Origin of the sequence: Paraglaciecola sp. L1A13 (assembly GCF_009796745.1) — a bacterium.
GTDB lineage: Bacteria > Pseudomonadota > Gammaproteobacteria > Enterobacterales > Alteromonadaceae > Paraglaciecola.
Map to the genome: position 1 here is coordinate 2,936,278 of NZ_CP047024.1, position 19,218 is coordinate 2,955,495.

General features: G+C 42.1%; 17 protein-coding genes. 5 read left to right on the forward strand and 12 right to left on the reverse strand.

Annotation, left to right across the window (positions count from 1 at the left end):
• Window positions 1-142: 142 nt before the first annotated feature.
• Entirely contained in the window at window positions 143-421 is a 279-nt protein-coding gene (locus tag GQR89_RS12285; protein ID WP_158770318.1) for a hypothetical protein, read from the reverse strand.
• A gap of 475 nt (window positions 422-896) precedes the next feature.
• Here GQR89_RS12285 and GQR89_RS12290 point away from each other — a divergent pair, with 475 nt between their 5' ends.
• Entirely contained in the window at window positions 897-2,276 is a 1,380-nt protein-coding gene (locus tag GQR89_RS12290) for a hypothetical protein (RefSeq protein ID WP_158770319.1), read from the forward strand.
• Window positions 2,277-2,636: 360 nt separating this feature from the next.
• Here GQR89_RS12290 and GQR89_RS12295 read toward each other — a convergent pair whose 3' ends face one another.
• The 3 genes from GQR89_RS12295 to GQR89_RS12305 all read right to left on the reverse strand — a co-directional run bounded on the left by GQR89_RS12295 (window position 2,637) and on the right by GQR89_RS12305 (window position 5,971).
• Complete coding sequence (locus tag GQR89_RS12295) at window positions 2,637-3,356, reverse strand: SapC family protein (RefSeq protein ID WP_158770320.1); 720 nt, start codon at window positions 3,354-3,356, stop codon at window positions 2,637-2,639.
• 437 nt (window positions 3,357-3,793) lie between these two features.
• Complete coding sequence (locus GQR89_RS12300) at window positions 3,794-4,327, reverse strand: prepilin-type N-terminal cleavage/methylation domain-containing protein (protein WP_158770321.1); 534 nt, start codon at window positions 4,325-4,327, stop codon at window positions 3,794-3,796.
• 336 nt (window positions 4,328-4,663) lie between these two features.
• A complete protein-coding gene (locus GQR89_RS12305; RefSeq protein ID WP_158770322.1) occupies window positions 4,664-5,971 on the reverse strand; it encodes a cystathionine gamma-synthase family protein in 1,308 nt (435 codons plus the stop codon).
• Window positions 5,972-6,790: 819 nt separating this feature from the next.
• Between GQR89_RS12305 and GQR89_RS12310 the strand changes: the two genes are divergently transcribed.
• Window positions 6,791-7,957 carry an FAD-dependent oxidoreductase gene (locus GQR89_RS12310; RefSeq protein WP_158770323.1) on the forward strand — a complete coding sequence of 389 codons (1,167 nt, stop codon included), beginning with the start codon at window positions 6,791-6,793 and terminating at the stop codon, window positions 7,955-7,957.
• A 20-nt stretch (window positions 7,958-7,977) separates the two neighbouring features.
• On the opposite strand, the gene GQR89_RS12315 is transcribed toward GQR89_RS12310, so the two are convergent.
• The 4 genes from GQR89_RS12315 to GQR89_RS12330 all read right to left on the reverse strand — a co-directional run bounded on the left by GQR89_RS12315 (window position 7,978) and on the right by GQR89_RS12330 (window position 10,284).
• On the reverse strand, window positions 7,978-8,535 hold the full coding sequence (locus tag GQR89_RS12315; protein WP_233268953.1) for a hypothetical protein: 558 nt from the start codon (window positions 8,533-8,535) through the stop codon (window positions 7,978-7,980).
• A gap of 45 nt (window positions 8,536-8,580) precedes the next feature.
• Window positions 8,581-8,781 (reverse strand): hypothetical protein, encoded by a 201-nt coding sequence (locus GQR89_RS21530; RefSeq protein WP_233268954.1) that lies wholly within the window; start codon window positions 8,779-8,781, stop codon window positions 8,581-8,583.
• Window positions 8,782-9,250: 469 nt separating this feature from the next.
• Window positions 9,251-9,751, reverse strand: a complete 501-nt coding sequence (locus GQR89_RS12325; protein WP_370460944.1) for a DUF3465 domain-containing protein — start codon at window positions 9,749-9,751, stop codon at window positions 9,251-9,253.
• 356 nt (window positions 9,752-10,107) lie between these two features.
• On the reverse strand, window positions 10,108-10,284 hold the full coding sequence (locus tag GQR89_RS12330) for a DUF2986 domain-containing protein (protein WP_158770324.1): 177 nt from the start codon (window positions 10,282-10,284) through the stop codon (window positions 10,108-10,110).
• A 220-nt stretch (window positions 10,285-10,504) separates the two neighbouring features.
• Here GQR89_RS12330 and GQR89_RS12335 point away from each other — a divergent pair, with 220 nt between their 5' ends.
• The 3 genes from GQR89_RS12335 to GQR89_RS12345 all read left to right on the forward strand — a co-directional run bounded on the left by GQR89_RS12335 (window position 10,505) and on the right by GQR89_RS12345 (window position 14,846).
• The gene (locus tag GQR89_RS12335; RefSeq protein ID WP_158770325.1) at window positions 10,505-10,843 is read left to right on the forward strand and encodes a YggL family protein; all 339 of its coding nucleotides are present in this window, start codon (window positions 10,505-10,507) and stop codon (window positions 10,841-10,843) included.
• 395 nt (window positions 10,844-11,238) lie between these two features.
• Window positions 11,239-12,819 (forward strand): L-lactate permease, encoded by a 1,581-nt coding sequence (locus GQR89_RS12340; protein ID WP_158770326.1) that lies wholly within the window; start codon window positions 11,239-11,241, stop codon window positions 12,817-12,819.
• Window positions 12,820-13,025: 206 nt separating this feature from the next.
• Complete coding sequence (locus GQR89_RS12345; protein WP_158770327.1) at window positions 13,026-14,846, forward strand: acyl-CoA dehydrogenase C-terminal domain-containing protein; 1,821 nt, start codon at window positions 13,026-13,028, stop codon at window positions 14,844-14,846.
• Between the two features lie 159 nt (window positions 14,847-15,005).
• Here GQR89_RS12345 and bioD read toward each other — a convergent pair whose 3' ends face one another.
• From bioD to bioB, 4 genes are all read right to left on the reverse strand, one after another.
• On the reverse strand, window positions 15,006-15,743 hold the full coding sequence (gene bioD / locus GQR89_RS12350; RefSeq protein WP_158770328.1) for a dethiobiotin synthase: 738 nt from the start codon (window positions 15,741-15,743) through the stop codon (window positions 15,006-15,008).
• Between the two features lie 66 nt (window positions 15,744-15,809).
• Window positions 15,810-16,778, reverse strand: a complete 969-nt coding sequence (locus GQR89_RS12355; protein ID WP_233268955.1) for a methyltransferase domain-containing protein — start codon at window positions 16,776-16,778, stop codon at window positions 15,810-15,812.
• Between the two features lie 24 nt (window positions 16,779-16,802).
• Window positions 16,803-18,035: an 8-amino-7-oxononanoate synthase gene (locus GQR89_RS12360; RefSeq protein ID WP_158770329.1), complete on the reverse strand. Its 1,233-nt coding sequence runs from the start codon at window positions 18,033-18,035 to the stop codon at window positions 16,803-16,805.
• A complete protein-coding gene (gene bioB, locus GQR89_RS12365; RefSeq protein WP_233268956.1) occupies window positions 18,035-19,213 on the reverse strand; it encodes a biotin synthase BioB in 1,179 nt (392 codons plus the stop codon). The genes GQR89_RS12360 and bioB overlap by 1 nt, the downstream gene beginning before the upstream one ends.
• Between the last annotated feature and the right edge of the window lie 5 nt (window positions 19,214-19,218).

Consider the following 19,218-nt stretch of genomic DNA (forward strand, 5'->3'; position numbering starts at 1 on the left):
CGAATAGATTTGCCGTTTAGAGCGCTTATCATGATGCAATCCCCCCATATAGTCATCTCTGCCAAACGTATCATATCGAAGTATCCAATATTGACTTGAGGCGCCCAATTTTTCTATATTAAGAGATACTCACCTGGACAATTTATTTGGTACCCCATATTTTTGAAACAGCTCCGTTCGAACCAAGCCCTCCCACAATAAGTGCAACGCCCCCTCCGCAGAAAAAAAATATCACAGGTATAAGTGAACCAACCCCACCAATGAAGTTGGCCGCCGTCGCCGAAACGAACGAAAGAATGAGGAATAAGGCACCTACAACATTCAAGGCGACTCGGTGAGACTTTTTATAATTTGTCGGTGCTTCATCAGGCTCGAAAAACCGCAGTATAGGCCAACATATTCTTATTAATAAGTTTTTCATAAAATCTCGTTTCGTAACTGATAACTACACTATAATCTGTGTCATCACATAGGACTTATCTTTAAAAAATTCCCTTATAAATTTAAGCGGAAACATTAACATAGACAAGTATGGTGCACTCAAATGCCATTGTTTCAATATTAGACGCAACAAAATAACTAAAGGATAAAAGCACCATGCATGATATTGATATATTACATGATTTACACTAAAAGCAATGCTTCAATTTTTATGCTTAGCGACTAACACATTTAACAGGTGTAACTGCCTAACTCTCTAAACAGCCCATACATATTTAAAACACAAATCTTCAGCGAAAAAATCTTTCTTGGTAAATAAATTTAAAATTCGTCAATAAGGCTCTAGTTAACGGCTACGTAGCACGCAAACTGATCAATTTGGGCAATGCGCTAAAGTAAGGCATAATTATTAGACTCAGCCTAAGCAACATAACCGAAAAGGAGAAAGGATATAAGTGAATAAAATCAAGCTCACCCAAGACGAAAACCTTTCCATAAAAGTTAGTTATCAGTTGTTGCCTAGTGACCAGCAGCGACTCGATCTGTACTTCTCCCTACCTGACGAAATGGGCATTAGCCCCAAAACGTTAGCAGAAGAGCATTATTTTCATAATAGTATCCAAAGCAATAGTGCTTATTACTCAGATCAACTGCATGTACCTTTAGTTCGAAGTCGTTTTATTAGCCAACAAAAAGGCGAGCAAAGTGATTATCGCTTGAACCTTAATTTATTTTCTTATCAAATTCGTACTGCATTAGACACGGATATAAAACAAACCATTAAGCTTAAAGAAAGCAAAGATTTTTATCCCCATGCCATAGAGTTAGCAGAACAAATTTCAGGGCTGTTAAAGAAGCTAAGAAGATATACCCCCCCTGATCAAAAACTCAGGGCATATTTTGAAAATGCTGATAATTACCTCAGTTGGCAAGTGGAGCAATCATTTTTAAAGCTGCTATCGAGAGCGCCTAAAAGCAGTGATTTTACAAGTGAAAGAAATTTTTTGTTTGCCCTGTGTCGCAGTGAAAATGAGTATCGAGAAGAAAACCAATATAATTCACAAGTCACCCTGTCTGACCCGAATCGCATCACCAATAAAATGCGATTACTTCAACGCTTAATCGAATATGGTGTGGTATTTCAAAAAGAAATTAAAAACCTCAATAGCAATTTAAACCGTATTGTACGTGGTACCGTCACGGCAATTATTATGGCTTTTGTTATGGTGCTTGTGTTAAACGCTCGGACTAACTTTACAGAAGTGACTATTGCATTAGTCGGTATGTTGGGCATCGTATACGGGTTAAGGGAAATATTTAAGGACGATATTACACGTATCATTTGGCGTCTTATTCAAAAAGGTCTGCCAAAATGGAAAATCATATATCGCCATAGCGTCAATAAAAGTCGAGTTGCGAGTCAAACAATTTGGCTTGAATACATTCGCAATAAAGATTTGCCCCAACGAGTAGATAAATTATTTCAAACTCGAAGACAACAGAATAAACAAGCTGCACAATTACTGCATTTTCGCAGCGACACAAAAGTTAATGCTAAAAGTTTTTTACCTGGTTACGATGCGATTCAACAACGTATTTATTTTAATTTAACTCCCTTTATCCGTTTTTTAAAAAAAGGAGAAGGTCGTTTATATTCACTCGATAGCAGTAAAATAACCAAACAAGCTGTTGAGCGGCGCTACCAAATAAACGTAGTTTTAATGCACACAGATAAGCAACACCAACGACAAACGCAGCGCTTTAAAATTACCTTAAATCGCTCTAACATTATTAATATTGAAGCTATAACGTCAGTTGAGGATAAGCATACATAATTAATATATCTTTGATCTTCCTATCATTAACATGACAGCCATAACACCTGCTTATTTAGCATCGGTTAAAGAATTCACAGGAATCTGACTAGAGAACGACTGGTCAGTATGCCATTTAGGTTACTGCTTGCCTTAAATTAAAGGTTAAAGAGAATTCTAGGCATGCCAACTCTCACCTGCCGTCTTTATACAAATTTTTGAAGCTTTGCGCATTTGCGCCTATTCTTGATTGGTCACCTTAACTATGCCATTTAAATTGGCGAGGTTGACTCAGTGGCCGAAGTTCAAGAATAAGTGAAGCGTGTAATCAATCGGCTGCGCTAAGGCACTTAGACAGCCGTTGGTTTTTTAGTTAGTTGGTTATTTAGCTTCTTTCTTCCACTTCACTAACTTCTGTATATTCCCCATCGAAGTAGCTATCAAGTAACACGCTTGCAGGTAACCCTTGCTGTGAAATTCTTCGAGCACTGGTCCAGTTAAAGCCTTGAGCTTAGTTTCATTTATATTGTAAAGCCCATCGAAACGCTTCTGTTGTCCGTCAGCGAGCGTAATAGTTAATTGAACCTGTTCAATTAACTCATGCTCTAGCAATGCATTGATAAAGACCTCTGTTCGATTATTTCCGGACATTAACTGGCCTAGTAAATCCAGCATTTCGTTAAGGTAATCTGTTGCGTTACCTTGGTCGTCGAATAAACGCTCCCCTTGCTCTTTATTGACCCTTGGACTGTCCATATCTAAGGTCAATACGGTATTGTCACTATTGGGCTTTGCGCCATCTTCAGTTACACCAACAATGAAAGGCTGGCGTCTCAAGTGAATGGGTACGTAATGCGTTCGCCATTCATTGTTCTGTAAAAAAAGATTCTCTGCGGCTTCAAAACCCGTTAACACATTTAAACCAAATTGACCGTTACTGTTGTCTTTTAAAAAACAGATTGGATAAGCGATTGCTAGCGCCCGAACTTCGTCAGCAATAACTGGGATGAAATGCACGTTTTCACCGAACTGAATACCTCTGTCAGTGATAACACGGGTATCGCTATGGTGCTTAAAATCGAGTAATACAGGCTGGGCCAAAGTCGCCTCCTTGGTGTTTTAATTGAGTCTATTTATCTTTAAACTTGTGAATCGCAACGCTTATCTTATTACACTTTTTGCAAACCATACCGATGAATTTTGTTAAGTAAGGAACGTTTAGTCGACAGATGATTCAACATTTGCTCAGTTTGCTGACTATTCTTCATTTTCAAACTGCGCGTCTTTTACAAGTAATTATCCGAGAACGACATAGCACTGTCCGGGGTGGTTGATATTTCCACAACGTTAGCTGAGCTTGCAGACGCTGAGGGATAGTAGTCCAAATAGGTAAAGACGTAGACTACTTCTCAGTAGATGAAGAAGTAGTAGTAAGCCCACTTGAGCACCAAGACTTCCATAACGGTTGGAGACAAAGCGGATTTGGCGGTGAAGGCGGTAAGTTTGGTCTTGGGCAATGTCTTGAAAATAAAACGCCTCTAACAACCTGAGGTCGTATATTCAATGGTAGGTGATAAACCCACGCTAACCGCTCTGTAATATATTAAATAACAATTTGTAGCGACGATTGGCACTTGATTAACATATGCGCCAGACGTATGCGTAAGTGACGCAAAGGTGAGGTAAACTTTTGTTCGCTGGTAGTCTGTAGACCATATCCAGTCTGTTTCAAAACTATCACTCATGGCTTTAGAAATCCCATTATTGCGAGAGCCACTAGGGTATCCGTATCTCGTTTCTATATCCGATACCCCATCTCCATTTAAGTCAACTTCACCTAGTTCCGAGTTATTAAGTCCTTGAATTGCCGCTTTGGCGTACACTAACTTCCCAGCAGACTGCATAGCACCACCCACAGATTTTAATACTGCCGCATTAGCATCACCACTCAAATCAAGAAATTTAGGTGCAGCCGTTACCGCTAAAGTGCCTAATATGACAATAACAATAATCAACTCAATTAAGGTGAACCCAGTTTGTCTATTTAATGTAGGGGCTTTGAGCATATTCATCGTGTTTATTTAATAATCCGTTTTTTTTGCGCAGACTTTTTAATAAAGCAAATACTGCACAGCAATCATAAACTTGAATAATAGGATTATAGTAGAAATGCGCTTGATAAAAATATACCACATAGGTATATAAATCGATAAAAACAGACACGTTAAAATTTCAGATAATATAATTCTATCATCTGATCGCAAGGTAGCTTAGAGCCTGTTTCTTTTTATAAAATGGTATTTGTTAACATATCAATTCAACGGAAAATAAACAGCAATCAATGTTAAGGGAAATCCAAGAAGCGAACTTTTTTCGCCTCTATTCATTAACTTACCGCTATTTTAATTTTACCCAGTTTTCTTATCCTTAAATGTCGCGCTGAACGCATTAGCAAGGTCGGCAATTAGGTCGTCAGGATGTTCTAAACCAATTGATAAACGAATGAGACCTTCGGTAACGCCAAATTTATCCCGTAATTGAGCAGACACCCCTGAATGAGTTGTACTGCTTGGGTGGCATACCAAGCTTTCAGTCCCCCCAAGGCTAACGGCTGATTTAAAAATAGACAGATTATTGATTAAACAAAATGCCTTTGACTTTGCTACGTTCAGTACGAAAGAGAATGTCGAGCTAGGGCCTGAACATTGGCGCTTATAGACTGCTTGATAGGCTTTATCTTCGATAAAGTCAGGGTGCAGGATTTTAGCTGAGATATAAGCATTGTTCGCGAGCCAATGTGCCACTTTACGGCCGCTGTCGGCGGCGCGTTCCATTCGAATACTTAAGGTTTCCAGTGAGCGCGATATCATCCAGCTTGTGTGTGGGTCTAGGTTGAGTCCCAGTGCGCCGCGAGTAGCACGAACTGGACGCAGCATTTCACGACTACCGCATACAGCGCCAGCGACAAGATCACTGTGCCCCCCCACGTATTTCGTTAGTGAGTACATGGCTATATTAATGCCTTGAGGTACCACTTGTTGGAAAACGGGCCCCATAAGAGTGTTATCGCAAACACTGATTGGGCGGTGACCAGTTTCCATTTTGATTATGTCCAAAACGCGGTTAAGTGCTTCGAAATCAACAAGCGCGTTTGTCGGATTCGCCGGTGATTCAACAAAGACCATAGCTACCCGACCTTTTTTACCCGCTTCACGTAACGAGCTAAGCATTCCGGCCTCGTCCAGACCATCGTGAAACTCGCCAGTCTGAATATTAAACTCAGGTAAGAATTTTCGGATAAGCGTTTCAGTGCCGCCATAAAGAGGAGCACTTTGCACAATCACATCACCAGGGCGCAAGTAGGCGAGCAGTATGGCGCTGATGGCGCCCATCCCGCTGGAGCAAACGACCGCACATTCAGCGCCCTCGAACACAGATAGGCGGTCTTCGACAATTTCCACATTTGGGTGGTTGAAACGGCTGTAAATTAGTCCGCCCACGCTGCCTTGTGGCGCAGGCTTACGGCCAGCCATAATGTTGAAAAACTCTTCCCCCTCTTCCGGTGTTTGGTAGGCAAAGGTCGACGTCAAGAAAACCGGAGGCTTAACCGAACCTTGTGATAGTTGCGGATCGTAACCGTAGGACATCATCATAGTTTCAGGCTTAAGTACGTGATCACCGATTTTGTTTTTTTTGTAGTTTGTATCGTTCGCCATAGTCTTTTATTCCTGTAATAGATATTGTATTAATCGTTGCTGTTCGTCACGTCTGCATTGTCTCAGTTGCACGCTAAAACAACCTTTGAACACCGAGGTTAATGCGCTACATCGTCACGCCGCATCACAGCGAAAAGGGCAATAAAAATCAATTTTCGCAAAAGAATATCATACTATTTATCCCGCCTAGGGGCTTTACGCATAGGTTACAATATAGCGCAGGCAGTCACAGGCATAATGCGGTTAAACATAAAGGGTTGCGTGAGGTTGTATTAATGCTAAAAGAGTTTCATGGTAGAAAAGCAACAATGCAACACCGATTAACTCTAGCGCCATAATTAGCCACTCCTATTATTTTTAACGCCACACCCACCGACAAATAGTAATTAGCGGAATTCTGCACCAATAGAATGCCTTAATTGACCGAGTAACTGACGTGGCAGTACTTATAGATGAGCTTAAGGGGTAAGGCATAGCCTCTCTTACAGTTTCATCCCTGAACAGCCACCTTAGTAAACCACTAAACCAAGCGGGTTTAGTCATGCAGCTCTGTTCCACTGCAGAAGTTGTCACCAAGCAGCTAGGCTGCTAATCAGCTGTTTTTCCTTTTCCATCTAAGAAAGACAAGGATTGAGTAAATGATGCATTATGTGCGTGCTTGGCAGATATTTTTGTTATCTTTTAGTAATATTGCGCTTTATTAAACCTATATTGAAACACCTCAGCCAGATGATGGGCAGTTGACTTTCACGACATATAAATCAAAACTATCTACTGATAGATTCACTAACGCCTGAATTGACACTAAGAGGACATATAGTGCAACACAGTAAAGTCATTATAGTAGGTGGTGGTTTAGCTGGCTTATATGCGGCAAGCAGATTAGAACAGTTAAATATCCCTTATCTGTTACTCGAAGCACAATCGCATTTAGGTGGCCGAATATGGGCGGCAATAGGTGATCGTAAGCAAAATGAATCCCCAAGCCATGACTTCGGCCCAACGTGGATTTTCCCTCATCAAAGTAAAATGCAAGCCTTAGCAAAAGACTTGAAAGTAAATCTATTCGAACAATACACAACCGGCGATGTTCTTTTTCAAGCATCTAATACAACTCAACCAACACAAATTGCTGGGGCTGGCGTTATGCAGCTATTTCGCGTTGAGTCAGGTATGTATCAACTGATAGATAAATTATACAGTCAGCTCGCTAACGCTGGCGCTGCGCATAAAATAAAGCGCTCTCACTGCGTTAAAAAAATTGAAAAAGACAGTGTAAAAAATGCTTGGCAACTAACCGTTTCTGATTTTTCGCAAGATACGCAACACATCACAGGCGACCTTGATAACACGAACGAGAGCTTCATCTTCAACGCTGAACATCTATTATTAGCTTTACCGCCACGGATTATCCAACGGGACTTTGCAGTACAAACTTGGGGCTCGACGTTGCTTGAGCAACGTTTACGTTCAGTACCGACTTGGATGGCAGCCCAAGCAAAATTTATTGCTACCTACCCACGACCCTTTTGGCGTGAAAAAGGTTTATCGGGTCAAGCGTTTAGTCAGGTAGGCCCAATGATAGAAATGCATGATGCCAGCAGCACCGAAAACGGCGGTCATGCCTTATTTGGTTTTATTGGCATATCAGCCAAGCGACGAAGCGAAATTAGTGAGACTCAATTAATACAAGCCTGCTTAGATCAGCTAGCCTTTTTTTATGGAGAAGATGCATACAAGATCCAAAACTGCCATATTAAAGACTGGGGACAAGACCCATTTATTACGACCGAATATGATAGAAATGAAGCCGCGAAACATCCTGAATTTAACATACACGGATTAGAGAATGAGCTTAAAACCCTTAACGTGCATTTTGCGGGCAGTGAATTTTCAAACCAAGACCCAGGCTACCTAGAAGGGGCACTGCACGCCGCAGACCAAGCTATTGATGGCATCAAAAATAGCCTCCTGAGTCCTCAATAATACAAGGTTATCACTTAAACCTAAGTGCCAAACGGATGTTTACGGTCTTGCAGCTCTGTGTTAGGTAGAACTTCATTCTCTTCTATAGCAACTTGCTCACTTGCTGACAGCGCTGGCTCAGATGTTAACGATTGTTTAGCTTCATTCTCAGCAGCCCGCTTACTGGCCTGCTCGACTAAGTCTTTCATAAGCTGCGTCAGCACATCAATTCGATCATTGATCAGCGCTAATCGTTGTTGTTGTGCTTCATTGAGGCTTGTTTTGCTTACTAGCGTATCGCGTTCTTTTTCTAACGCTTCAATTTCCGCTTTAATTTCATCAAGCGTACGCTTATCAACGCCTAAACGATTAGCCAACAAATATTCAAAAGCTTTTTCACTAAAAGACGCTTCTTTGTCTGTACTTTCATCAGGGTCTACTATGGTATCTGATTGAGTGACCGATTCCCTTTGTGACGATTGCTGTACGGCCAGTTCAGCGGCAAACGCTTGCCCGTTTGCAGTTGCGTCTTGTACCTTTTCGCCTTGATTGGCGTATTCTCGCTGCCACTTTTCGTATTCAAAACTGGTCACTAACATTAGATACTTCCTCATTTGCGCAGTAAAGCTGCTGGTTATTGCTGATCAACAATGGCTAAACTCAGCAAGAACAGCGCCATAAATAGCGTAATCTGGCAATGCACTCATCATGTCTAGGCTATCAATAGCTTCTTCATTCGCTAAAGGTTGATTTACCAAACTAGCTAAAGACGCATAAACATCTACTTGCGATATAAGTGCTTTGCGGTGGCTATGAACCGTTTTACCAGGCCAATAAACAATCATCGGCTCGCGAGTACCGCCTTCAAAAACACTGTTTTTTCCGCATCTAAAGAGTCCTGCGAGTGTATGTTAACCAAGCATTTCAGCAGCTTTATCGCCTAAGCCATCATCGAACACTGGCCCATTGTCACTGATGAAAACCGCAATACCTTGAGTAGCTAGCTCCTACCTGATACTGCCAACGACCCAGTCCATTTTTACGATGCCATCACCACGTGGGCCCATGGTGCTTTTGCCTTTAAAGCGTTTATTAGGTAATTACGATACGTGAATATCTTGGAAGGAAAAAAAGGAAGAATGGATTTTTTTGCGCTTAGATAAAAGCTATACAAAAGCAATATAAGTAGTGCTAAAATTTCAGTAATCTTGCTTATTGTTTAAATGGTGAGCTAGGTATTTAACTTACTCAGTGGTCCAACATTGCGGATATGACATGCATAAAAGACTATTGTAAGCCGAACTGCTTTAATCTTTATTGGTAAAGCGTACCTTGATGTTTTAGCCAACCATGAACATGGCGGTTATTTGGGTCTCGGTGGGTCCAGTGCACTACGCCACCTTTATTGCTGTATTCATATTCACCATAAAATTGAACGGTATCACCTTGGGCGATAGTCTTAATGCGCGGAGCAAGATCTATATTATGGGCAATTAAAATAGTCTGGCCTGATGAAAGCTTAAGAATAAATTTTTGATGCCGGGAGCCCTTGTTGTCATCACGCAAAACACGCACCACAGTGCCGCTGCCGTTGACCTGTACGTCACTTTTGTGATTCGCATAGGCCTCTTGCAATGTAATGGCATGGACAACACTTACCCCTTGGAAGAACACAAACGTAAATAGCGACAGTAAAACCACTCTGCGTACTCTTCGCATTAGTTCACTACATAAGCCTGTTATCTTAAACGTATTTTTGTAATGTTCATTCCAGCGTGATGTTATTAAAGCCTTAGGTGTTTCCTGACGTACCATTCGTTTCTCCCTGAAAATCTATCGTCACCGGAAATAAAGTCCGTTGGTGGGCTGGCATTTTACTGCCAACCTCTGGGGCGCTGCTTTGAACAAAATACACCTAGTACTGCTAATAAAAAATAATACCGATGGAACCAAGTACGTGTATTAAATAAATCAGCGTTATTTTTAATCATTTTACTGCTGTTAGGCCCTGTACAGCGAACAACCAAAAAGATGATGTTCCATTAATAAAAGAGCAAAAGCCCGCAAAAAAGCACAATAAGTCTAGTCTTCATATGGTCTCGATTTTACTAAGCTATTTCGTACTTTTAGCTAGGCTTCAGTGCGATGCAATTTATAATTTACCCGCTATATCAAGACTCAATAATCGGTTCAACATTTTGGGTAATCGTTTCAGACTCGACGATCTCTTCTTGCTTTGTGCGCTCAGCTTTTGAAACGTATGAAGATTTTTTCTTACCGCTATTTTTAGCAGCTACTGCTTTAATACGTTTTTTATGGATTTGTGTTAATTTTTTCTTTCGATTCATGGAAATATCTTTGGTAAAGAGCCAAGTTTAATGACTGATTAATACGGCATATCGCGTTATTTTCACTATTATAGCGCAACAATAATGTCCTGTTGTTTTTCTTTCAATATGAGTTTGCAAAAACTGTTAATATGCGCGCGATAATTACTTAGCATCCATGACAAGCTCATTGATACGGGTGATAACGTTAATCCTTTTGCTTTTTTTTATAGGTAGCACAATGTCAGAGAAAACAACCAGAAACAGACGTATACGCAAGAAATTACATTTAGATGAGTGGGCGATTTTAGGCTTCGAGTTTAGTTGTAATTTGGCTGAAGCGACTGAAGAAGAGTACGAGCTTTTCTTCAATAGCTTTGCAGAATTAGTTACCGCGCAACATTTATATATAACCTTGAACGATGATAGCGAATCTTTAGATGGTTTCGTCACATCGGCTGAACGTTATGGTAACGCAACTGAAGAAAACAAAGCCGCGATCGAAGCGTTCCTTAATAGCCAAACTATTGCTAATGACGTTAAAGTCGGTGCGTTAGTAGATGCATTTTACGATATATAACCACTGGGCACTGAGTGCCAATGTATAGCTACAAAACCACTCGCGCTGCCAACAGATTCGCGTACATCATGAGCCTTCATGATGTACTTGATTCCTTTTTGACTTAAAGTTCGAACGCCCATTTCAATCATCGCATTGAAAGCTGTGACAAAGTACTGTATTCGAAATCGACAATTCTAGACGTCGACCCTAACAGGCAGATTATGTTTATCGAGTTAGCGGTATTTGAGAAACGCTTTATCGCCTCAACGTTACGTCACACTTAACACTATCAAATATAAACTGACCCAATCCCAAGAAACTTGCGCCACTGCTAGACTAAATTACCTTTGACATCTATTCCAATGCACCTTATTGATAACGCTAGAGGCAACACACTGTTATCAAGGAAAATCATGTTCCTGCTTTTAAGTGCATATCTACCTATCGCTTTATTAATTTACCTGATGACCAAAAAAAATAATTTAGCCGCGAGCAAAGCTTTGCCATTGTGCGCGGTAATAGCCTATATGTTGATGTTGGTCGTTTTCAATTTTAAGGCTAATTTGGTTAATGCTTCCGTACTAAGTGGCCTATTGTTGGCATTAACACCGATTATGATTATCGCTGGCGCAATTTTCTTGTTTCGTTGTATGGAGGTCACGGGGGCGCTAGAAATTATTCGTAATTGGCTAAATCAGATCAGCAGTAACACTGTGGCACAACTGATGATAGTCGCCTGGGCTTTTGCTTTTTTAATCGAAGGTGCCAGTGGTTTTGGTACACCAGCAGCCATTGCAGCCCCAATTTTAGTGGGTTTAGGCTTTCCTGCCTTAAGGGTCGCTATATGCTGCCTTATTCTTAATACTATCCCCGTTACATTTGGCGCCGTGGGCACACCTATTTGGTTTGGCTTGTCGATGACAGACCTAACATCTTCATTACTGCAAGATGTCGCATGGAAGTCAGCGTTAATTAATACCGTGGCGGCCCCGTTTGTGGTTATTGCGGCACTGGCTTTTGTGGTCGAGAAAAAACGTCAGCTTAAACAAAATTTAGGTTTTATAATTTTATCGACTTTCTCGTGCACACTGCCTTATTTATTACTCAGTTCTGTGTCAGTAGAATTTCCGTCACTAGTAGGTGGGTTAATAGGGTTAGTATTGACTTTGCTGTTGGCTAAGTTTGGTATCGGATTAAATAACGACACAGCCCCCCCTATTCCGTCGGTCAATGTACCCCTATCAATGCTAATAAAGGCGAGTTTTCCACTGTGGGGGACCGTATTGTTATTGGTTGTAACAAGGATCCCTGATCTGGGCATTAAAAGCCTATTACAACTTACGGCGCCAGCTTGGCGTATAAGCCTTGGACAGTTAGGTGACTTTAGTATCAGTGCCGCACTGGTATTAAAGCTCGAGCATATTCTGCGAACCGATATCGTATGGCAACATAACTTGTTATATGTCCCTTCTATATTACCGTTTCTTGTTATGGGTATGCTAACTTTGTGGTGGTTTAAAAACGGCTCACTTACTACCGTGTTAAGGCATACCAAAAACAGTATGCAAAAACCTGTTATTGCCCTTATGGGAGCCCTCGTGTTTGTTAATATGATGATGCTTGGCGCTGAGCACTCAGCCGTGAGTTTAATTGGTCAAAATCTGGCTAGTATTAGTGGACAATACTGGGGCTTCTTCGCGCCATTTTTAGGTGCCTTAGGTTCATTTTTCTCTGGATCAGCGACTATTTCTAATCTGACGTTCGCCGGTATTCAGCAATCCATCGCCGTCGAACTAAGCCTTAATACCACGACAATTTTGGCATTACAGTCCGTGGGCGCAGCTATGGGAAATATGATTTGTATCAATAATATCGTCGCAGTAACGTCAATATTAGGGTTACAAAACAGTGAAGGTTATATCCTAAAACGCAGCATACTCGTGTTGCTACTATACGGCGCGATTGCAGGTTTAATGGGGCTCTGGCTACATTAGGGTGGACTAGCTATAACTCTCAAAACCTGAAAATAAAGTGTGTAACACGTTAGTTAGGTTCATAACACCCGTAGGCGCTGTTACCTCTAAAGCAAGGTGATCGGATACCGATAAACAACTATTTAGATATAAGTGGTTAGACCAGTTGTATTTTTCTGCTATACTCTTTAGAAGCTGATCAAATCAAACCTTTTTGGAGTTCTACTATGTTGCAATACAAAGCGCCGGTTATGGACATGAAGTTTCTTATTGAAGACGTGTTTAACTATTACCCTCATTATGCAAAATACCCAGAGTTTGCTGAAGCAACACCCGATTTAGTAGATGCGATACTTCAAGAATGCGCAAAATTTTGTGAAAACGAATTACTGCCGTTGAATCAAAGTGGCGACAAGGAAGGCTGCAAATTTAATAATGGTGTAGTCACCACGCCAACTGGTTTTAAAGAGGCTTACAACAAATATGTTGAAGGTGGATGGCAGAGCTTATCTCACCCTGTTGAACATGGAGGGCAAGGTTTACCTCCATCTTTAGGCATGGCAAAACAAGAGATGATGGGCACAGCCAATTGGTCATGGGCCATGTACCCCGGCTTGAGCCACGGTGCAATGAACACCATTCAAAGCCATGGCACTGAACAACAAAAAGAATTGTATCTTACTCGATTAACAGAAGGCACATGGACCGGCACTATGTGTTTAACCGAACCTCAATGCGGCACAGACCTAGGTCAAGTTAAGACCAAAGCTATACCAAATGACGACGGAACTTACGACATTGTTGGGACTAAGATTTTTATTTCTGCAGGTGAACACGACTTAACCGAAAATATTATTCATATCGTTTTAGCGCGCCTTCCCGGTGCTCCTGAAGGTACTCGCGGTATTTCATTATTCATCGTGCCAAAGGTCCAAGTCGATCAGCAAGGCAATTTAGGCGAAGGTAATAATGTGACGTGTGGCGCCATCGAAGACAAAATGGGCATAAAAGCGTCATCCACGGCAGTACTTAATTTTGACAACGCAAAAGGTGTATTAATAGGTCCTGAAAATAAGGGCCTAGAATGTATGTTCACCTTTATGAACACTGCCCGTGTAGGGACTGCATTGCAAGGTGTTTGTGCCTCTGAACTGGCTTATCAAAACTCGTTGTTATACGCCAAAGACCGTTTATCCATGCGAGCGTTAACCGGCAAAAAATGTCCAGATAAAGTCGCTGACCCCATCATTGTGCACCCCGATGTACGCAAGATGCTGATGACCCAGAAAGCTATCGCTGAAGGTGGGCGGGCAATGGTGTATTACACGGCGAAGATTGTTGATGAAATTGAAATGGCAAAAACCGATGAAGCACGTAAAGAAGCGGATGATCGATTAGGCTTTATCACGCCAATTCTTAAGGCCTTCTTGACCGAACTTGGCTGCGAAAGCGCCAGTCACGGTATGCAAGTATTTGGTGGTCATGGGTATATAAAAGAATGGGGCATGGAACAGATTGTTCGCGACGTGCGTATCGCCACGTTGTATGAAGGCACCACCGGCATTCAAGCGTTAGATTTATTAGGCCGTAAAATATTATTAACGCGTGGTAAATCATTAAAAGCATTCAGTAAAGAGGTGCTCGTTTTTTGCAAAAACAACAGTATGATTTCCAGTAACCCACATAAACGTCAAATGAATAAATTTGTCTGGGCGTTAAGCAAAAATGTGGCGAACTGGCAGCAATACACAATGCGTTTAGCCCTACGTGCGAAAAAAGATCGCGATATAGTCGGCTCTGCTTCAGTTGATTACCTAATGTACTCAGGTTATATCATGATGGGCTATTTCTGGGCACAAATGGCGCAAACTGCCTATGAAAAATTAGCCACAGACGTCGAAAATCGTGACTTCTACCGTGCTAAGATCAAAACCGCTGAATTCTATTTTGAACGTTTATTACCTAGAACAAAGTCTTTAGCTAAAACTATGATGGCCGACCCAAAAACCTTAATGCAACTCGACGAAAACTTATTGTCTTTTTTATAAATGAGTATTTGTTGGCGCACTGGGTAGGAAAAACAAACCAACTCAGTGCTCCAGAATCATTGCACAGACGTTAAATTTAAGCATGAATAAAGCTAAAATTGAGTAGTAACTGAGGTGTAAGCCTGAGCGGAGTAAAAAGGCTACGCTTTTAAAAATCAATCAAAAACCTAATGCTTGCATATCAAAACATTCTTTCACATCAATAGAGCTTACTGCTTTTGGGATTCGTGCCACCAGCGGTGCTGTCAATAAGTTCTGTAAACTTTGAATGTTCTCGTCTAAAAATGGCATATCGGGCTCAAGCATATTGGCAACCCAGCCCGCCACCACGAGACCATCCTGTTCTATGGCTTGAGCGGTTAACAGGGCATGATTGATACAACCCAAACGCATACCAACAACCAAAATAACGGGAAGCTGCTGAGCGATGGCGAAATCTGACAAAAATTGCTCTCGCCCTTGGCTGTTTTTACCCAATGGTAAGCGCCAACCTCCCGCCCCTTCTACTAAAAGCACATCGCTTTGCTTAAGCACTAAATGTTGGTAACCCAGATTAATGTCATGTAGTTCAATCAATTTTCCGTCACCTTTAGCGACTTTTTTAGCACAGGCCAAGTGCGGCGCTATAGGCTCTTCAAATGCGATGGGATTTACATCGTTGTAATCGAGCATAACGCTACTTATCTGCTGTAACTGCATTGCATCATCATTTCGTAAGCCTTGAGCGCTACGCTCGCATCCAGCGGATACTGGTTTATAGGCTGCAGTAGACAAGCCCATGTCATTACACTTGGCGAGTAGTGCGCAGCTGACAAAGGTTTTGCCCACTTCCGTATCCGTGCCAGTGACAAAGAAGGTATGTTGCACCGGATATTGTTTTGCGTTATCTGACGACATGGCGCATTTCCTTAATTGGTTTTTTGGATGGGTAAATCGATTGACGAGATTTAACTGACTTGGTTGTTACTCATTAGTATTTTTTCGGATCTGCAAAAAGCATACGCTGTAGGTCAATGGTAATCCCTGAATGTTGCCAAACTCATGTTGATAATACTGCTCTAATTGCTGAAAAGTGTGCCGGCTAATCGCTTTTTGCTGAGCATTACTTGTTACCACATTAGCACCAATCTGTTTTATTGAGCCAAGCAGTGCTCTTACATTTTCATGCCAAGTGACAAAGTTTTTTTGCTGCATTTCAACCTGTAAACCTGCTTTTTGAGCGGCATTCAGCCATTTATCGGCTGAGTCAAAATGGTTTATTTGTCGTGCACTGTCGATATGCTGCCAACAAGCGTCTAATTCAAGCATTGAGCCTGCACACATAATCGCGAGTATGCCTTGTGCATTTGGCGCTAACACCCGGTTGATTTCATGGCACACCTGGGTACTATTTTTGCACCATTGCAGGGCCATTGAGGAAAACACACCACTCACTGTATTGTCGCCCATGGGAATATGCTCAGCATCCCCCTGTAGCCAATGTATATTTTGCAAATTATTGGCTTGCTGCTCAACGCCCTGATTGGTCGTCGTTTGTTCTGCGTACTGCAACATACCGAGGGCTAAATCCATCGCCAGAGTATGTTGCTGTTGATTGACATACATAGCAGCTAACTGCCTAGTAACACGCCCCGTACCGCAGCCAATATCTAAAATATTTTTGGGCGACTTCTCTAGGAGGCGGCACTTCTTTGTACCATACGCGTGCTCTTTGAATAAGCGAAGGGCTTCACTGGCTATCTCAATTTGTATCTGAGCAGCACTGTCATAACGTTTGGCGGCGCGGCTAAACTGCTTGGCGATACGTAGTTTGAGTTGCTGATCTTTGCTAGGGCTGCTTACATTGCAACTTACTAAACTGCTAACGTTAGATTTACTGTTATTAGCCACATTGTTATCCGTACAGACCATCTGTGGTTTATCGTCTATCAATTCAAGCGCCATTGGTGATATCACTCATCGCTTTTCACCTATGAATTTAGCCTCATTCGCTCGCTCCATTACCAGTATCAACCCATCGACTAATGCTTGAATATCCTTTTTATGATGGGACGCACTTAAGGTAATGCGCAATCTGTCTGTACCTTTTGGCACAGTAGGCGTGCGAATAGCGCTTACCCACAGACCCATATTGCGTAACCTTTGACTGATAGCGATTGCCAATTCAGGGCTGCCAATAATAATTGGCTGAATGGCGGTCATAGATGGCGTTAACGCTATGCCTGCGGCTGTGGCTAATTGACGAAAGTACGCAATATTGTCATGCAATAAAGCACGCTGCTCACTTTGCTCAATGGTATGCAAGCTCGCCAATGTTGCCACTGCCTGAGCAGGCGGCATTGCCGTACTGTATATGTAATGCTTAGCAAAATTAGTCAAGTAGTCGATTAAATCTTGGCTACCCGAAACAAACGCGCCAGCAGTACCAATTGCTTTGCCAAAGGTGGCCATTAGTATTGGCACTTGTTCTTGATTTAAAACATGTTTTTCAACTGCCCCCATACCTGTTTTGCCCAACACACCAAAACCATGAGCATCATCGACCATTAACCAAGATTTATGCTGTTCACTAATAATGGCAAGCTCGCTCAAAGGAGCCTCGTCGCCGTCCATACTGTATACGCCTTCGGTAACCAGCAAAATATCTTGTGCTGTACTCTTGGCGCCTGCATGTATTTTATCTAGTTGCTTTTGTAAATGCGCACAGTCGTTATGCGCAAAGCGGCGCAGTGTTGCGTCGCTGCCCATTGCGCCTTCAAGCAACGAAGCATGCATGAGTTTGTCCGCAACAATATACCCTTCACTCGCTCTCTTTTGGTTAACGGGCAACTGAAACAACGCCTGACAAAGTGCTTGATTAGCAGCAAAGCCTGAATTAAACAACAGCACTGCGTCACGTCCTAGCACGCCGGCCAAATAGTCTTGCAGTGCTTGATGCGCTTGAGTATGCCCTGTCACTAAAGGTGATGCGCCGCTGCCACCACCAAATTGACCTATGCCATCAACCCATCCCTGCATAACAGCAGTAGATTGACGCATACCAAGATAGTCATTACTTGAAAAATTAAGATAATACTGGCCGCCCACTTCAATTAGCGCACCGACCGCTGAATCTAACGTAGTAACTTGGCGAAACAAGTTGTCTTTACGCCGCGCAGCTAGCGCGGCTTGAATAAAATCAAATGCCATTAACCGGTTACCGTCTCAGTTTTTTTCTGAGTCGCATCGTAAAATAACTCTGGCGTCCGGGCCACTTTTTTACTTTGTATTTCATCTAGCAAAGCGGCTTGATGAGCTTCATCAGAGAATTCACGTGTTTGCTTGGCGTTAATACCGAGCTTTTTGAACAAGGTTACGTCTTCATGGGTTTCTGGGTTTGACGTAGTCAATAACTTACACCCATAGAAAATTGAATTGGCGCCAGCCATAAAGCACAGAGCCTGCATCTGTTCGTTCATAGCTTCACGCCCTGCTGACAAACGTACAAACGACTTCGGCATAATAATACGCGCGACGGCTATGGTGCGAATAAACTCAAAGTAATCTAAATCTTCGACGTTCTCCATCGGTGTACCTTTAACCTTCACCAGCATGTTAATAGGCACACTTTCTGGATGATGATCTAGGTTGGCTAACTGTATCAATAAACTTGAACGGTCAGAGCCCGTTTCACCCATACCCACGATACCGCCGGAACAAACATTCATTCCCGCTTCACGAACATTATCTATGGTGTTTAAGCGGTCTTGATAGGTGCGGGTAGTAATAATATCACCGTAAAATTCAGGTGAGGTATCTAAGTTGTGATTATAATAATCAAGTCCTGCCTGCTTTAAGGCGACCGCCTGATCACGGGTTAACATACCCAATGTCATACAGGTTTCTAAGCCCAACTTTTTCACTTCACGCACCATATCGACCACATAAGGCATATCGCGATCCTTCGGGTTACGCCATGCAGCACCCATACAGAAACGCGTTGAGCCTGCTGCTTTTGCTTCTTGGGCCCGTAAAATGACTTTCTCGATTTCCATCAGGCGCTCTTTTTCAAGACCTGTGTCGTAACGAGCACTTTGCGGACAGTATTTGCAATCTTCGGGACAAGCCCCGGTTTTTATCGATAATAGCGTGCTAACTTGTACGTAATTCGGATCAAAGTTAGCACGATGCACGCACTGGGCTTGAAATAGCAGATCATTGAACGGTAGAGAAAACAACGTATTTACCTCTGCAAGAGACCAATCGTGGCGAATAGAATCAGACGCTTGGCCGGCGTTCACAGAATAATGCTGGGAATGACTTTGAGCTGCACTTTGATTTTGGGCTTGCGAATGTGCGTTAATAGGTGCTTCGACACTGACTGGCATAGTTG

Coding starts and splice junctions, on each gene's coding strand:
- GQR89_RS12360 (WP_158770329.1), bottom strand. CDS start 18,035: ATGGCATTTGATTTTATTCAAGCCGCGCTAGCTGCGCGGCGTAAAGAC.
- GQR89_RS12340 (WP_158770326.1), top strand. CDS start 11,239: ATGTTCCTGCTTTTAAGTGCATATCTACCTATCGCTTTATTAATTTAC.
- bioB (WP_233268956.1), bottom strand. CDS start 19,213: ATGCCAGTCAGTGTCGAAGCACCTATTAACGCACATTCGCAAGCCCAA.
- GQR89_RS12330 (WP_158770324.1), bottom strand. CDS start 10,284: ATGAATCGAAAGAAAAAATTAACACAAATCCATAAAAAACGTATTAAA.
- GQR89_RS12305 (WP_158770322.1), bottom strand. CDS start 5,971: ATGGCGAACGATACAAACTACAAAAAAAACAAAATCGGTGATCACGTA.
- GQR89_RS12345 (WP_158770327.1), top strand. CDS start 13,026: ATGTTGCAATACAAAGCGCCGGTTATGGACATGAAGTTTCTTATTGAA.
- GQR89_RS21530 (WP_233268954.1), bottom strand. CDS start 8,781: ATGATTGTTTATTGGCCTGGTAAAACGGTTCATAGCCACCGCAAAGCA.
- GQR89_RS12325 (WP_370460944.1), bottom strand. CDS start 9,751: ATGGTACGTCAGGAAACACCTAAGGCTTTAATAACATCACGCTGGAAT.
- GQR89_RS12315 (WP_233268953.1), bottom strand. CDS start 8,535: ATGTTAGTGACCAGTTTTGAATACGAAAAGTGGCAGCGAGAATACGCC.
- GQR89_RS12285 (WP_158770318.1), bottom strand. CDS start 421: ATGAAAAACTTATTAATAAGAATATGTTGGCCTATACTGCGGTTTTTC.
- GQR89_RS12300 (WP_158770321.1), bottom strand. CDS start 4,327: ATGAATATGCTCAAAGCCCCTACATTAAATAGACAAACTGGGTTCACC.
- bioD (WP_158770328.1), bottom strand. CDS start 15,743: ATGTCGTCAGATAACGCAAAACAATATCCGGTGCAACATACCTTCTTT.
- GQR89_RS12335 (WP_158770325.1), top strand. CDS start 10,505: ATGTCAGAGAAAACAACCAGAAACAGACGTATACGCAAGAAATTACAT.